Source organism: Neoalteromonas facilis (assembly GCF_002807665.1).
In the GTDB taxonomy this organism is placed as follows: Bacteria; Pseudomonadota; Gammaproteobacteria; order Enterobacterales; family Alteromonadaceae; genus Alteromonas_E; species Alteromonas_E facilis.
In genome coordinates, this window is sequence record NZ_PEAY01000002.1 from 1 (window position 1) to 15,592 (window position 15,592).

Here is a 15,592-nt window from a genome sequence, read left to right on the forward strand (position 1 = left end):
GTTAAAACCAGTTTATGTCTGGCGACAATAGCGACGTGGCACCACCTGAATCCATTCCGAACTCAGAAGTGAAACACGTTAGCGGCGATGGTAGTGTGGGGTTTCCCCATGTGAGAGTAGCACATCGCCAGACTCCCAATCTAAGAAACCCAGCTCACGCTGGGTTTTTTGCTTTTGGCAGGTGATTTTTTGCTATCCAATCTAGTTGCCTTTAGGTTTTCGCTTTTTCCAAGGCTCTATCCCTCCTTCAATAGGGCCATCAATCTCATTATCTAATTTGCTAGATAGAGTCCCCCCATATATTCGTTCTAAATCTGCTTCTTTTAGCTCATAGAGTTCAGCGTCTACATTTTTTACTACTCGATTTGTATTTCCCATTGCTTTTCCATTTGGTTAAAAAGTGTGCAATTATGTATATCTGAGTATTTACTCTTAGCATATAAAATTCTGGACGGAAGTTATTAAACATGGGACGTTTATTCATTTTTCTTTTCTTTTTTTCTAATGCTGTCTCATCAGCAATGCTGAATAAGAATCCTATCCAAGCGATAGATGGGGGAAAAAATAATGCTTTCGGTATTGTGTACGACATTTTTATAGACGGCAGTGTGATTTATATAGGGGCCGACAACGGACTATTTCTAAAGCAAGGAGATTCTCTAAAAAAGGTAGATTGGCTCAATAAAGTTACAACAGCGCCTATAACTTCAATAAACCTTGTAGGTGGAGCACTATGGATAGGTACTTACGGTGATGGGGTTTTTATCTTAGATTTACACAGCGAAACTGTATTAGATGGTATCTATTACGGCGATGATTTGGATAACTTTGTTCTAAGAATCGAAAAAATAAATGATGAGCATGTTTTACTAATAACCGAGATAGGGATAAAGCTCGTATCGTTTGATGATCTTAATTCCGTAGGGATCATAAATGAAGAGCTTGCTATTGGTTTGGTTGTGGAAAGTGAAGAAAGTTTTATTTTTTCTACGAAGCAGGGCGTATTTAGGTACACACTTAAGACTCAAAATATTGAAAAGCTCTTTGGTTATGTTGAAGGTAGCACGGTCAATGAAACTCAAATAAATTTAACTGATAAATTGCTGTATGTAATAACTGCTGATGTAATTTACAAATATGATTTGAAATCGAAAAGTCTGTCCACCGTTTTAAATAGCCTAGATATTAGTTTTGGAACGAACGACATATTACATATCAATGACACCGAGCTTTTAATAGCTGGTGATTCTCTTCAATATGTAAGTGATAAAGAGAGTTCTAATAGCCTGCTCAGTCCGATATTAGAATCCAATTATGTAAACGTAGTTTATGATATTGAAAGAACAGTATCGGGTAACATATTGATTGGTGGGCCCAGGTTTGGTGTCGCTGTTCTACCAAGGAGCTATCAAGATTTAAAGTTTCTAAGTAATAAAGGGTTACTACAAACAGGGAGGTTTCAAGGGTTTTGGACTAATGGCCAAACATCAATAGTTGGTTTTAACAGTAAGATTTATAAATTAAATAGTGATACCGGTGAATTAATTGAATTACTGAGCGATTCGAAATGGGAAATGGTGCTTTCATTTGGTAATCATCTAATCGCTAGTGACATCACTGATGGAGCATGGGTGTTGGGCTTGGACGAAATCAATACCAGAGTTAATTTACTGAATAAATTAGATATTCCTGGCAAGTTAGTTGACCTTGAGATTTTAGGTGATAGTGGATTTATTTTAAACGAGAATGGAGAGATCTATAGTCTATCCCAAGATCTTGAATTAAATAAAATACCTATAGACTTTTCTCCAGATATTTTATTTAGTGTGGGTGACGCATTAATCGCCCAAGATTATTTCAACGGAATCTACTACTCCCATAATGGAAGCAACTGGTTCCAAATCGAACATACCGAATTTCAAAACAATGTCCAACTTGAATGCGCAAGTAAATCTCTTAGCGGTACCATTTTGTTTTGTTCAAGTGGAAATGGAGTTTTAAAGCTAGAATCAGAAAATCTTACTTTGTCTCGTTCGGTAATAAATAGTCACTTAAAAAGTCAAAATGTTCGTGGAATAAATATTGATGAGATTGGGCATACTTGGGTATCAACTAGTGATGGCTTATATCGTGTGGACGAATCCAAAGGGTGGGTGCAAAAGGTTGGTATTCAATATGGCATAGTTGATGTAGATTTTGAGTATGAAGGAATCATTTCGATTGATAATGGAAAAAAGCTCTTAGTTATCGGTGACTATTTGTCTTATACCTTAGAGCCACAATTCTTTGGCAAATCTTTAAACCGTGATTTACAGAGAAAAAGTATATTAGATATTTATGAAATTAGAAGTTTTTCAGGTACTGGGCAAGATGCTGGATATGTAGACTACGATCTAAGGCAAGAACGCTCACTCTATACAGAAATTAAAAACGACGTTTATTTAACAGAAATACACTTCGCTGCTCGGGATCCAATAGACCACGATTATCTGTATTTTGAATATAGATTGTTGGGGCTGTCCAACGAATGGAAAGCAGCAACAAAGGGAAATGCATATGTTAGTTACTCATCACTACCATTCGGTGAATATGAGTTTCAGGTACGGGCGATTGATAAGCAGTCAATTGCTGAACAGCCCATTGCGAGCAGGAAGATAATCGTATTACCACCTATTTGGTTTACGTTAGAAGCCTTTTTCTTATACTTTATTCTCGTAATCCTATTAATTTTCTTAGTCAAACTACTGACAAGAAAAAGCAAGGCGAGTCACATTGCTTTTGCAAAATCTTATACTGAAGGGCAAACATCAAAGCTAGCTAAAAAAGTTTCAGCCTTATCCTCCGCTCTTCAAAAAGAAAAGATGATGTTTAGAAGCCTCTCTAGAGAAATTCGAAACCCATTAACTCAAGTATCATGTTGGTTGGATTCAGCAAATGACCACCGTAGGAGGGAAGATTTGAATGAAAGTATAACTTCCTCTTTAAGCACAATTTCGCGAGTTAATACTTTGTTAGATCAAATGCATGAGTTAGAAGCATTGGTGGGTGATAAGCAGGATAGCGGGGTTACACTGGATGTTATTGATAGCTTGTCTGCCCTTATAGAGTGCTACGAAGAGTTTGCACGACAGAAAAAGGTAAGATTGACTTTAAAAGGAAAAAAGAAGATATACATTCGGGTGAATAAGAACTCGTTTGAAAGAATATTTTCAAATTTGCTAGCAAATGCAATCAAGTACTCTGATTCAAATGATGAAATCCTCATTCGCCCCAAAATACAAGGAGAGTATGTAGATATTGAAGTTATTGATAAAGGCTGTGGTATCGCTAAAGACGATGTTGATCGAATTTATGAGCGATTTACTAAGCTAGATAACAATGAAAATGTAGAAGGTAGTGGTTTAGGTTTAGCGGTAGTTAACGAACTCGTGCGGGCAAACGATGGCAGCATTATTGTTGAAAGTGAGTTAGGGGTCGGAACTAAGTTCACGGTCCGATTTGAAATTCAGCAACAGCTAAATGAACCTGTAGTAAAAATTGACCCCAAAAAGATTGTTCCCCTTGATTCAATGTGCGTAGAAGAAAATGGAGACGGGGATATTATTAACAGCAAACATCACACTCTAGCAGATAAAGAAGTAATCTTAGTTGCCGATTCATCTATCCATATTAGAAGTTCAATATCAAAAATGTTTGAGCCTAAATTCAGGTGTATTCGAGCTGGAAATGGTAATGAAGCACTGGAGATCGCTCGATCAATAGTTCCAGATTGTGTGATATTGGACTCTGATTTACCACTTAAGAATGCGATTACCATATGTAAACAGCTTAGGTCAGAAAATAATACCTCTCACATGCCAATAATAATCATATCTGCAAATCCTGATAAGGGGTTGAGGCTGGAAGCGTTGCACGCCAAAGCAAATGACTATTTTATAAAGCCTTTTGACCAAATGGAGTTAAAGCTTAAGGTAGAGCGAATAATTGAAGCTCAAATTTATCAAGTAAATGTAGAAGACACGAAGCAATTGGAAACGCTAGATTTAGAAGATATTGTAATGCCAGTGTTCGAAGATGAAAAGGATCAACGGTTTTATATGAATTTAGTTGTCTTACTGCAGCAACACTATACTGATCCATCATTTAATCGAGAATTCGCAGCATCAGCATTGAGTTGTACTGATCGCCAGTTAAATCGAAAGTTGAACGAATTTCTAGATTTAAGTTTTACTGGATTCGTGAAGCAATACCGCCTTAAAAAGGCGGCAAAAAGATTACTTGTTTCCGACAACATTTCAGATGTTGCATACGATTTAGGTTTTGGATCACCATCGTATTTCGGAATGTGCTTCAAAGAGTACTTTAATATGACTCCGACCCAGTACATTCAAACCAATAGGAAGCCGAAGCCCATTGAACACCTATCAAAAGAAAGCATGTGCGCGGGAAAATAAATTGGGAATCCAAAAGCTTTCTGCGGAGACGTGTAGCCTAGCATCTACCTTTTTTAAGATTGATTAATACTTAACCTTATTGACTTTTAGGCATCAAAACAAAGCTTTAGTGTATTCATTAATCTATACCACTAGACTCGTTTATAACTTTTAGTAAACTATTTACTCAATATTCTGGATTTGCTCACGCATTTGCTCTATCAACACTTTAAGTTCAACCGCTGATTGGGTGATCTCTGCGTTTATTGATTTACTGCCTAGGGTATTCGATTCGCGGTTAAATTCCTGCATCATAAAATCAAGGCGTCGGCCTACAGCGCCGCCTTTTTCTAAGATTTTTTTAGTTTCACCCACATGAGAATGCAAACGGTCAAGCTCTTCGGCTACATCTATGCGCTGGGCTAACATCACCATTTCTTGCTCAACTCGGGTTGGGTCTAGCTCTACTTTGGCTTCTTCAAAACGGGTTTTAATGCGATCGCGTTGCCAGTCGATAATATTTGGCATTTGCGTAGCGACTTTGTCTACTTCCAAAGTAATGGCATCTAAACGCTGTTCAATCATTGAACGGAGGTTTTGCCCCTCGGTCGCGCGTGAATCTTTAAATTCATTTAATGTTTGATCAAAGCCTTTGAGCACTTCTGCTTGAATGGTATCCATGTCGGCTTCTTCTGCCGCTACTACGCCCGGCCAACGTAAAATATCAACAGGGTTTACACCGGTAGATTGTCCGTGTGATTGCACCCAGTCAGCCGCATGTAAGAGTTGTTTTGCCAGCTCTTCGTTTAAGCTTAACTGACCAACGGCGCCTTCATTAGCGGTGTAACGTAAATTACATTCTACTTTGCCGCGTTGTAGCGCTTTACGAAAACGTTCGCGTAGCACAGGCTCTAATGCTCTGAGTTGTTCAGGGAGTCTAAAGTAGGTTTCTAAAAAACGTTGATTCACAGAACGAATTTCCCATACCGCAGTACCCCAGTCGCCTTTGACTTCGTGGCGGGCAAATCCTGTCATGCTGTAAATCATTATAAACTCCCATCTTGTATACACTTTAGTTTGAAAGGGCATTCTACCCTAAATGCGCTGCAGTGCAGAATGAGATTTTACCTGAATTCGGTTAAACCTTTTTCCCCAGCCGCGCAGTACGCTATACTTCGCCCGTTAATTTTTATCTACCCAGTTTAGGAGAGCCGCATGCGCCCAAGCGGAAGAACCGCCAGCCAGATCCGCCCTGTTACTATTACCCGTAACTTCACCTGTCACGCAGAGGGCTCAGTGTTAATTGAGTTCGGTAACACAAAAGTTATCTGTAATGCCTCAGTTGTTGAAGGGGTGCCTCGGTTTATGAAGGGCCAGGGAAAAGGTTGGATCACCGCGGAATACAGCATGTTACCGCGTGCAACGCATACACGCTCAGATCGTGAAGCCGCACGTGGCAAGCAAGGCGGTAGAACGCTTGAAATTCAGCGTTTGATTGCGCGCTCATTACGCGCCGCGGTTGATTTATCTATCTTGGGTGAAAACACCATTACGGTAGACTGCGACGTTATTCAGGCCGACGGTGGCACTCGTACAGCCTCTATTACAGGCGCTTGTGTGGCCTTAGTTGATGCATTAACCCATATGCGTAGCAAAGGTATTATCAAAGCGAATCCGCTTAAGCACATGATTGCTGCGTTGTCTGTTGGTATCTATAACGGCAGTGCTGTGGCTGACTTGGAATATGTTGAAGACTCTGCCGCAGAAACGGACATGAACATTGTTATGACAGACACCGGTAAATTGATTGAGGTGCAAGGCACCGCTGAAGGCGAACCGTTTAGCTTTGAAGAGTTAGATGAATTGCTAACCATTGCCAAGGCAGGTTTAAAAGAGTTGTTCGATTCACAAAAATTAGCACTTAGCTGAGGGTGGCCATGCGCGATTATCAACGAGAGTTTATTGAATTCGCGATTGCTCGCGGTGTACTAAAGTTTGGTGAATTTACCTTAAAGTCAGGGCGAACCAGTCCGTACTTTTTTAATGCGGGCTTGTTTAATACCGGTGGTGACTTAGCTAAGCTTGGGCGTTTTTATGCCAGTGCTTTGGTAAACGCCAATGTGTCGTTTGATTTGCTGTTTGGCCCTGCCTATAAAGGGATTCCTATTGCAACCACAACGGCTGTTGCACTGGCCAATGATCATCAGCGTGACGTACCTTATTGCTTTAACCGTAAAGAAGCCAAAACTCACGGTGAGGGCGGTAATTTGGTCGGCAGTGCACTGACTGGCGATGTTATGTTGGTTGATGATGTGATCACAGCAGGTACAGCGATCCGTGAGTCTATGCAACTGATTGAAGCGCATAATGCTAATCTGGCCGGCGTCTTAATTGCGCTGGATAGACAAGAGCGCGGCCAAGGCGAGTTATCGGCTATTCAGGAAGTCGAACGTGATTTTAATACCCAAGTTATTGCCATCGTGACATTAAGTGATGTGGTTGAGTATTTAACTGAGCAAGGTGAGCAAGACGCCGTCGCTAAAATCAATCAATACCGCGAGCAGTATGGCATCTGAATTTGATGTGCAGTTTAACGAAGCTGATGTAGCGCTTGATGCTATGGGGCTTCGTTGTCCTGAGCCGGTGATGATGATCAGGCTGCAAATACGCAAAATGACAGACGGTCAGACCTTGAGCGTGTTAGCGGATGATCCTGCGACGGTGCGCGATATCCCCAGCTTTTGCCGTTTCATGGATCACACACTTATTGCCAGTGAGATAGAAAAAACCCCTTTTCGATATATCATCCAAAAGGGGCTTTGAATTACTTCGGTTTCGCTTGGCCTTACGGTTTAACGAACTTTAAGGTAAAGCGGTCGGTATTGCCGCTCACGCTACGCGCGCCCACTTCATATTCCAGTTCATCGTCTTCACGGTAATGAAGGTCGGTAAAGTCGACAAACTTAAAGCCTGCATCTTGGATTTCTTTAATGGCTTGTACCGGATCAAAGCGGCGCCCATTAGAACGATTTTTAGGCTCCATATGGCGAGCAGTGTGATCGACAACAGCGTATACACCGCCAGACTTCAATGCATCAAACGCGGCCTTGTTCATAGCGGCACGTCCTTCGTCACTGAAGTTGTGATAATTACGGAAGGTCAACACCATATCGGCATCTGTAACTCCAAGCGAGTCTAACGAAAGTGAATAGAAGTCAGCCCCCTCTTCACGCCACACTTTGGCATCTTCCGCTACGATGTTCATTTTTTCAAAGCCCGGCTGATCGGCCAAGCGGTTTTTAATGGTGCCAGTGCCAATTGCCGCATTGTATTCGCCTTTCTCAGCGACTACTGGGACCAATAACTTGGTATACCAACCGCCACCGGGTAACAGTTCAACGATTTTCATGTCTTCTTTCAGGCCAAAAAACGCCAAGGTTTCTACTGGGCGACGATTACGATCTCGCTCTTTTTCTGCATCGCTTCGAATTTCAGACTGCATAGCCGCTTTGACTTTGTCTTCCACGCTATGATGGTCAGCCATGGCTGCTGTACTGCTGAGACCTAATACTAGTGCCGAGGCAAGTAGGCTGGCGGTAAATTTCTTCATGTCGTTGTCCTTATTATTGTGAAGCTTAATGGTTATCAATCAGGATAAACTTTAAACGCATCAGATGAAAAAACGTATCTTTATGCGATAGAGATCAGTTTTTTCCGATAGATGCAGATAGTACTAGACATATGACACGCGATTTGGTTTCAACACATTACCCCAATATGAAGCAAAGCGTTCTATTTAGAAGGATAGGGATAAAAGAGGGGTTACCACAGCCTTAAATCGCTTCCATGGTTGAAAAGATGGATACGATGCGTGCCGCCCGTTTTACGTTTTCCAAGTCTTCATCTGTCCATTCAACCTGTCGACCGACGCTCTCGCAACAAATGATGCCAAAGGGCACGAATTCATGGCTAAAAATATAATCTAGCAAGGAATAGATGTCTTTCTCAAAAAAGTAGCTTTCATTAAAACAAGCGGTATCCGGGTGATTGCGTGCATCAGATGCTGAGATAGATTCGCGTTTCAAAATGGCGGCAAAGTAGGGCGGAAAGTCTTCTCTTGTAAGAACTAGACCTTTCGGCTCTGAAAAGTCTTTATCATCCAATAGGGCGAGACAAGAGATAGCGGATTTATCTTGGTTAAATTGCCACAAGCTGATCCTGTTGGCATTCGGCACAATATCACTGATAGCACAGCACGTGAGTCGAAGCTGCTCTGTGCGAGATTTTGGCTTCGATAACGACATACTTAATTGTGTGAGTGGGTCAATATCCATTTATCAACATTAGTCAGCGTGCTCGCGTTGAATATAGCACAAGAAAGCAATTATTGGTTGGATAGCACATTGATAGGGCGTTGTTTGCGCACACCATTGCGTCTATTTTAGGTTTCAGATTTTATATGTCAGGCATTGCTTAGCGTGAAAGCCACCAAATAATTACAAGTGAAACCGTCAGCATGATAGTGGCTTTATAACGATGCCGCTTTATCACGCGCTCTGCGTGATCCCCGGCCAATTTTACAACCAGTGCCAAACCAAAATAGCGTAGACTGCGAGAAAGTCCTGTTGCTAATAAGTACAACGCGAGTGAAAATTGGGTGGCACCGGCCGCTATCATGGCGATTTGAAAGGGGATTGGAATGATACCCAGCGACAACACAAACCAAAAACCGTCTTGGTCCATGCGTTCTTTAACGACTTGCCATTGCTCAGGAGAGGAAAACAAGCTGATCAGCCAGTCGCCCAGTAAATCAAACAGAAAATAACCCAGCGCATAGCCAAACAATGCGCCCATAATACAACCCACAGTCGCCATAAACGCTATCCACCAGATCTGGTCGCGACGGGCTTGCATTAAGGGAACTAAAATAGCTTCTAGTGGGACAGGTACTATGGTGGATTCAAGGAACGAGGCAATAGTCACACCCTTAAGCATATGCTTGGATGTGACCATTCGCCGCACGCGGCGCTTTATACGTTTACGCATTTATTGCTTGTAAACGTTCCCATCTTTCATCACAAACTCAATGGCTTGTAGACGTGTAATGTCACTGAGTGGGTCGCCGGATACCGCAACGATGTCTGCCTTCTTACCCACGCTGAGTGTGCCTAACTCATCACTCACTTTCAGTAAATCTGCGGCATTGCGCGTTGCGCTGATGATCGCATCCATGGGTGACATACCCGCTTCGACCATTAACGCGAATTCACGAGCGTTATCACCGTGAGGTGATACACCGGAGTCAGTCCCAAAGGCAATCTTCACACCTGCTTTGTGTGCGCGCTTGAAGGTTTCTTGAATAAGCGGGCCGATAGCCGCTGCCTTGGGGCGAACGATATCAGGGAAGTAACCATCAATTTTAGCTTTTTCGGCTACGAACACGCCTGCCAAAATGGTGGGTACGTAGTAGGTGCTATGCTTTTTCATCAGTTTGATGGTGTCTTTGTCCATATAGGTGCCGTGTTCAATGGAATCAACGCCAGCTTTGATTGCGCGTTTCATACCTTCGGTACCATGGGCATGTACGGCGACGGTCATGTCGTAATCTTTTGCCGTTGCAACTATCGCCTCTAATTCATCATTCATAAACTGAGGATTTTGGCCACTCTTGGCGAGGCTTAGTACGCCGCCAGTAGCGGTGATTTTAATCATATCAGCACCGTCTTTATAGCGCTGACGAACGGCTTTTCGAGCATCGGCAATACCGTTGATTACACCCTCTTTAGGGCCAGGATTTCCGGCTAAACGTGCACTGTGTCCATTGGTTGGGTCGGCATGGCCGCCTGTCGTTGCAATGGATTTAGCCGCGGTAAAAATACGCGGGCCCGTATGCATGCCTTGGTTGATGGCATTACGAAGTGCGACGGTTTCATTGTAACCATCGCCCAAATTTCTCACTGTGGTAAAACCCGCCATCAGTGTCTTTTCTGCATAGTGAGCAGCTGTCAATGCAGCATCTGCTTCATTCGCCGTGAAGCGCTTCAAGTAGGTTGCTGGACCACCATGCTGTTGGGATAAATGCACGTGCATATCCATAAAACCTGGCATTACCGTACTGTCACGTAAATCAACAACAGTGACACCAGCGGCGTCAGGTTCGATGTATCCAGATTCAATCGCCACAATTGTATTGCCATCAACTACAATGGTTTGTTCAGACAGAACTTTATCGTTCTCTGCGGTGATTAACTTGCCCGCATGAATTAAGGTTTTTGCTTCTGTGCCGAAAATAAACAATATACTCAAGGCAAATATTATTTTTCGCATTATCCGGTTCCTCTATTTTGAGATGAGCCACATTAGTGTAAGTTGTTGTTTTACGCAACATTGACACTTTTTTGAAAAGTAACATCAATTGGCTAGACTTAATATGCATTTAGGTTGGTAGGTAAAAATATGCGGCGAAACCAAACAATACGAGATAACGAAGTTACATTCCCTGAAAGCGAAGAACTGGTATCTACGACTGATCGTCGCGGCATCATTACCTATGCGAATGATGTCTTTTGCCGTGTTGCTGGCTACGAGCCGGATGAGCTGGTTGGCAAGAACCACAACATTGTGCGTCATCCGGACATGCCCAAGGCTGCATTTAAAGACATGTGGGATCACTTGGAAAAGGGTCATGCGTGGCGAGGGATTGTCAAAAACCTGTGTAAAGACGGCAGTTACTATTGGGTGGATGCATTTGTAACGCCTATTTTTCATGACGGTAAACTACAGGGTTATCAATCAGTACGCGTAAAACCAACGTCTGAACGTGTTTCGCGCGCTACGCGTTTATATCGTGACATCAATCAAGGCAAACTATCGAGCATTAAAGAAATTACCTTTGCTGTGCGTTTATATGCGTTTTTAGCTGTATTCGTTGCGCTGGCTTTGGTGCTTGGGATCATGTTCAGCTGGACGGCTGCGATTGTGCTTATCGCTATGCAAACGGTCGGTTTTTACTTGTTCAAAAGTGAGCTGGTGGACTTTCCACAACGTGCGGCAGAATTGCGTGCTGACTATGACAGTGTCAGCCGGTTTGTGCTGCACGGCCGTGGTGCGTTGAGCGTGTTTGATTTTCACATTGGGCTGCAAAAAGGTATGCAGCGCACTGTGCTTGGTCGCACTATGGATGCGGCGGTGCATTTAGACGAAATTGCGCAGCAGTCTAAACACGATGTTGAGCAAACAACGCAAAGCATTGCGAGGCAGAAACAGGAAGTCCATGGTATATCAGTTGCAATGCAACAAATGACGCACTCAAGCCGTGAAGTGTTAGCCAGTGTGGGGCAAACCAGTGAAAACATTGCCAAGACCAATGAGCAATGCGCACACGCGAAAACCCTTATTTTGTCTGGCCGTGACAGTGTCAGTGAGCTATCGACTTTCGTTAAGCAAGCCGCCAGTACCGCGGATGACCTCAAATCTGCCGCAGACAAAGTTTCGGCGACCATGGGTGAAATTGAAGCCATTGCCGAACAGACGAATTTGCTCGCGCTAAATGCTGCCATTGAGGCTGCTCGCGCCGGTGAAAGTGGTCGCGGTTTTGCGGTTGTTGCCGATGAGGTAAGAGCGTTATCCACGCGCACCCAACAATCAGCAGGTAATATCGTCGATAGCCTATCTTTGATGCGCAGTACGCTGGATCAATGGGTTAGCGCTATGCAAAGCTCCAGTGAAAGCGCAGAAGGTAGCGTAGAGCAAGCTAACCGCTCAGCCGATATCATCGGTGAGATATACACCATGATTGATGATATCAGCAAGCATTCACAGAGCATTGCAATGGCGGTTAGAGACCAAGAGCAAGCATGCAGTAGCATTGAATCAAATGTGAATGAAATCGAAGCTGCAGCCTCACACAATGACCAGCTTGCACAATCGATGTCGAATTCGATGAGTAGTTTGGCCAATAGCATTAGTCAAATAGCGGGGTTGAGCGATACCTTTAAACGTTAAGGTTACACTTGGCCAATAGAAAACTCGTAATCGCCACTCATTAATAACGCCTCGGTAGAGCCATCATCTTGCTCTTCGAGGCGTGCTATTTCTGCCCACTGATAAAAAATATTCTGATGTATCCGAGCCCACAGGTTGCGCCGCACGTTTACATAGGGAATATGAGTTTGACTCGCTTCGTCATAGCGTAATTCAACAGGGTGCTGCTCGCCCACGACAACAACGTCGTCGGTTTGAGTTTTCACCACTAGCTTTTCGTCTTGCTGTTCCCACTCAGTGATAACAAAGGGTACGTCTTCCACCGTGATGCGAACCTTTTCGACTGGCGTGACCAAAAAGTACTCATCGTCTTCACGCTTTATGATTGTGGAAAACAGGCGAACCAGCGCTTTGCGGCCAATAGGGGATTTCATGTAAAACCATTGGCCATTGCGCGCAATGTTAATATCAATGTCACCACAGAACGCTGGGTTCCAGCGCTCTACGGGAGGTAACGATTGTTCGGCTGCGTTGTCGCCTAACGACTTTTGAAGCTGGTTAAGATCCATTTTCCAATTGGCTCTTTAGATCGCGTAGTTTGGCTTTTACGCGGCGCATGTTGTCCGGCCCTAAGCGCAGCAGTTGCTTTTGCGGCAAGCTAAGCGATTCAATACGTTCATCTTTGTATTTGTACATCACGCTGTCACGATACACTTCCACGGGCGTTGGAATTTCGGGCGTGTCGAGAAGCACGTCAATGGCTTCTGCAAACACTTCTTCAAAAGATTCTCCTGGCTCTGCAATCTCAGCAAACGTTTCTTTGATGTCGTCTTCATAGCGTTTGTAGAGCGAGACGAGCTTTTCGTTATCAAGTGTCTCAAGTGCGTCTACGTATGGGGTATAACGCTTGTAGCTGGCGGCATCAATCCACTCACGATCCGCTTGGCGGTATACCTTGAAAGCTTGCTCTGGCGGCTCCAACAGCTGGTGGTTACGGGCAATATCTTCGTTGGCAAGATTGTTAACGGTTACTACAAAACGCTGTAATAAGCTGTCATCTACGATAAAATGGCCAATTACCGGTGTGTCGGCAATTTCTAACAACGCGCTAGTGATGGCCGCATCAGATGTATCAATGATGATGTCTGGCTCTATCTCTTGGGTGGGTAATGGCTCTGGCGACTCACTAGGCTCAATCACAACTTCTTGAATGTCAGGCGTCGTCAGCGGCGTATCATCCACCATCGGCTCAGGTTCTTGCTGAGGCTGCTCCACAACGGGCGGTGGCGTTATGGCTACCGGCTGCTGAGACACCTCAGACTCACTGGCAGGCCAAAGTAACACAACTGCTATAACGGCCAATAAACCGCCAGCAATGATGATATGCGGCTTGAGTGATTTCGCTTGACTCTCTTCAGTCGTCATTCAACTTACCTACCTTAATTAAGTCGCTGTATTTAGTTTAGAAATAGTATCCATGCATACTATTTCAAGAGTTCGTAAATAAACTTTAGTTCAGTTTAATGTATCGGTGATGACACACATATCGGTGTGAATACTTTATTTTACTGTGTGCATTGGTTTAGGATATCCGATGTCTTTGCACACACAGAGTTTTTATGACCGTTATCTTATATGCTATTCCTGGCTTCTTTCTGTTGATGGCGATTGAGCTCGCTGTCGATCATTACCGCCAGACAGGTTACTACCGCTTAAATGATGCGATAGCCAGCTTGAGTATTGGCATGCTCAGTCGTGTTGCAACGATTATCAAAACGCTTATTCCGTTGAGCCTTTATGCATTATTTGCCGCTGACTTTGCCTTGTTTCAGTGGGCAGATTCATGGGTTTATTGGCTAATGGCCTTTGTTATTTATGATTTCTTTTACTATTGGAATCACCGGCTCGGGCATGAAATGAGTGTGCTTTGGGCTGCTCATGTGGTTCATCATTCCAGCGAAGAATACAATCTCACGACGGCATTGCGCCAAACCAGCGGTTCGATTTTGAATTGGTTGTTTTTCATTCCTATGGCGTTTTTAGGTGTGCCGATAGAAATGATGGCAACCGTTGCGGCGCTTAATCTGGTTTATCAGTTCTGGGTTCACACTCGTCACGTCGGTGAACTGGGTGAGCTAGACAGGATCTTAGTCACGCCTTCCAATCATCGTGTGCATCATGCGCAGAATGACCGTTACATTGATAAAAACTACGGTGGTGTATTTATCATTTGGGACCGCATGTTTGGTACCTTCCAACCGGAGTTGAAAGAAGATCCACCGATATACGGCATTCGTTCACAATTGAACAGTTGGAACCCGTTGTTTGCTAATTGGCATCATTATCGACAGTTGATCCATGACAGCGTCCAAACCAAACGCTGGAAAGATAAATTTCGCGTATGGTTTGGCAGAACCGGTTGGCGACCCGATGATGTGTTAGCTAAATTGCCACCGAAAGCCCGCTTCAACCCAGACACCTTCCAGAAGTTTGAAATTGTGCTGAGCAATCATGCGAAAGTCTATGCTTTGATCCAGTTGCTATTGAGCTTGGTCCTTACCGTGGCTATCTTGTTAACCATCAACACGTTTAACATGACTGAGCAATTGGTTGCCTGCACCGTATTGGTATTGGTGCTTGTTGCGCAAGGGGCATTACTGGAAGGCAAATCCTGGTTTGTGTTTGCAGAAAGCCTAAAGTGGTTGGCGTTAGGCGCAATGGTCGTATTTATGCCGGTTGCCTTGTGGCTAAGCTGGACAATGATTGGTCTGGCAATTATTAGTGCCGCCTGGGCCTTGCTGCATCGTTCCGATCCGGTTTTATCAAACTAGCGTATTAATAGCTTCACTGAAAGAGGTGTTAGCTATATGAAATTTCCGTTCAGCGCGTTATCTCCTGATCAAGCCATTGATTTGTTGGAAGTGCACTCTTTTGAAATGAATGTGTACTTAGTGCAACTGACCATTGGGTCCCATACCGGTATGGTTTATGACGATAATGATCGCCCCCAACGTTTCCATAGTGCACAACAAATCAGAGAAATCTTTGCCGAGTTTGAAGTGCTGAAGGCGGTCATGGTACACGACACACCTTATGATGAAATGATTGGCAATCCGCCTAAGGCCAGTGAAAGAATGGCACTGCCTTTTTCAATGTCTCAACCTTATTAGTGAGCA

Annotated in this window: 15 protein-coding genes and 1 rRNA gene; 8 read left to right on the forward strand and 8 right to left on the reverse strand. The window is 43.6% G+C overall.

The annotated features are described in order from the left end of the window. The first annotated feature begins 17 nt into the window (after positions 1-17). Positions 18-133 (forward strand): 5S ribosomal RNA (gene rrf / locus CSH93_RS06125). Positions 134-201: 68 nt separating this feature from the next. Here the strand turns inward: rrf and CSH93_RS17910 are convergent. Beyond that, positions 202-378, reverse strand: a complete 177-nt coding sequence (locus CSH93_RS17910; RefSeq protein ID WP_164078308.1) for a hypothetical protein — start codon at positions 376-378, stop codon at positions 202-204. 89 nt (positions 379-467) lie between these two features. On the opposite strand from CSH93_RS17910, the gene CSH93_RS06130 reads away from it, so the two are divergent. Further along, positions 468-4,454 (forward strand): hybrid sensor histidine kinase/response regulator transcription factor, encoded by a 3,987-nt coding sequence (locus CSH93_RS06130; RefSeq protein WP_100642366.1) that lies wholly within the window; start codon positions 468-470, stop codon positions 4,452-4,454. A 162-nt stretch (positions 4,455-4,616) separates the two neighbouring features. On the opposite strand, the gene CSH93_RS06135 is transcribed toward CSH93_RS06130, so the two are convergent. Beyond that, entirely contained in the window at positions 4,617-5,480 is an 864-nt protein-coding gene (locus CSH93_RS06135) for a YicC/YloC family endoribonuclease (RefSeq protein ID WP_100642367.1), read from the reverse strand. A gap of 168 nt (positions 5,481-5,648) precedes the next feature. Here CSH93_RS06135 and rph point away from each other — a divergent pair, with 168 nt between their 5' ends. Genes rph through tusA form a run of 3 tightly spaced genes read left to right on the forward strand, consistent with a single transcriptional unit; the run spans position 5,649 to position 7,256 of the window. Next, the gene (gene rph, locus CSH93_RS06140; protein WP_100642368.1) at positions 5,649-6,362 is read left to right on the forward strand and encodes a ribonuclease PH; all 714 of its coding nucleotides are present in this window, start codon (positions 5,649-5,651) and stop codon (positions 6,360-6,362) included. An 8-nt stretch (positions 6,363-6,370) separates the two neighbouring features. Then, positions 6,371-7,009 (forward strand): orotate phosphoribosyltransferase, encoded by a 639-nt coding sequence (gene pyrE / locus CSH93_RS06145; RefSeq protein ID WP_100642369.1) that lies wholly within the window; start codon positions 6,371-6,373, stop codon positions 7,007-7,009. Then, the gene (tusA, locus tag CSH93_RS06150) at positions 6,999-7,256 is read left to right on the forward strand and encodes a sulfurtransferase TusA (RefSeq protein WP_100642370.1); all 258 of its coding nucleotides are present in this window, start codon (positions 6,999-7,001) and stop codon (positions 7,254-7,256) included. Before pyrE ends, tusA begins: the two co-directional genes overlap by 11 nt. 22 nt (positions 7,257-7,278) lie before the next feature. Here the strand turns inward: tusA and CSH93_RS06155 are convergent, their stop codons facing one another. From CSH93_RS06155 to CSH93_RS06170, 4 genes are all read right to left on the reverse strand, one after another. Beyond that, a complete protein-coding gene (locus CSH93_RS06155) occupies positions 7,279-8,043 on the reverse strand; it encodes a class I SAM-dependent methyltransferase (protein ID WP_100642371.1) in 765 nt (254 codons plus the stop codon). 223 nt (positions 8,044-8,266) lie between these two features. After that, the gene (locus CSH93_RS06160; protein WP_100642372.1) at positions 8,267-8,767 is read right to left on the reverse strand and encodes a GAF domain-containing protein; all 501 of its coding nucleotides are present in this window, start codon (positions 8,765-8,767) and stop codon (positions 8,267-8,269) included. A gap of 139 nt (positions 8,768-8,906) precedes the next feature. Beyond that, positions 8,907-9,479, reverse strand: coding sequence for a YqaA family protein (locus CSH93_RS06165; RefSeq protein WP_100642373.1), 573 nt, complete (start codon positions 9,477-9,479; stop codon positions 8,907-8,909). After that, on the reverse strand, positions 9,480-10,760 hold the full coding sequence (locus CSH93_RS06170; protein WP_100642374.1) for a metal-dependent hydrolase family protein: 1,281 nt from the start codon (positions 10,758-10,760) through the stop codon (positions 9,480-9,482). A 129-nt stretch (positions 10,761-10,889) separates the two neighbouring features. On the opposite strand from CSH93_RS06170, the gene CSH93_RS06175 reads away from it, so the two are divergent. After that, complete coding sequence (locus tag CSH93_RS06175; protein ID WP_100642375.1) at positions 10,890-12,437, forward strand: methyl-accepting chemotaxis protein; 1,548 nt, start codon at positions 10,890-10,892, stop codon at positions 12,435-12,437. Positions 12,438-12,439: 2 nt separating this feature from the next. Here CSH93_RS06175 and CSH93_RS06180 read toward each other — a convergent pair whose 3' ends face one another. Together CSH93_RS06180 and CSH93_RS06185 are read right to left on the reverse strand one after the other, a co-directional pair. Beyond that, on the reverse strand, positions 12,440-12,985 hold the full coding sequence (locus CSH93_RS06180; RefSeq protein WP_100642376.1) for a DUF1285 domain-containing protein: 546 nt from the start codon (positions 12,983-12,985) through the stop codon (positions 12,440-12,442). Then, positions 12,975-13,841 carry a DUF3014 domain-containing protein gene (locus CSH93_RS06185; RefSeq protein ID WP_100642377.1) on the reverse strand — a complete coding sequence of 289 codons (867 nt, stop codon included), beginning with the start codon at positions 13,839-13,841 and terminating at the stop codon, positions 12,975-12,977. The genes CSH93_RS06180 and CSH93_RS06185 overlap by 11 nt, the downstream gene beginning before the upstream one ends. A 194-nt stretch (positions 13,842-14,035) precedes the next feature. On the opposite strand from CSH93_RS06185, the gene CSH93_RS06190 reads away from it, so the two are divergent. After that, positions 14,036-15,247, forward strand: a complete 1,212-nt coding sequence (locus CSH93_RS06190; RefSeq protein WP_100642378.1) for a sterol desaturase family protein — start codon at positions 14,036-14,038, stop codon at positions 15,245-15,247. Positions 15,248-15,283: 36 nt separating this feature from the next. Further along, positions 15,284-15,586, forward strand: a complete 303-nt coding sequence (locus CSH93_RS06195) for a DUF6482 family protein (RefSeq protein WP_100642379.1) — start codon at positions 15,284-15,286, stop codon at positions 15,584-15,586. Positions 15,587-15,592 lie beyond the last annotated feature (6 nt).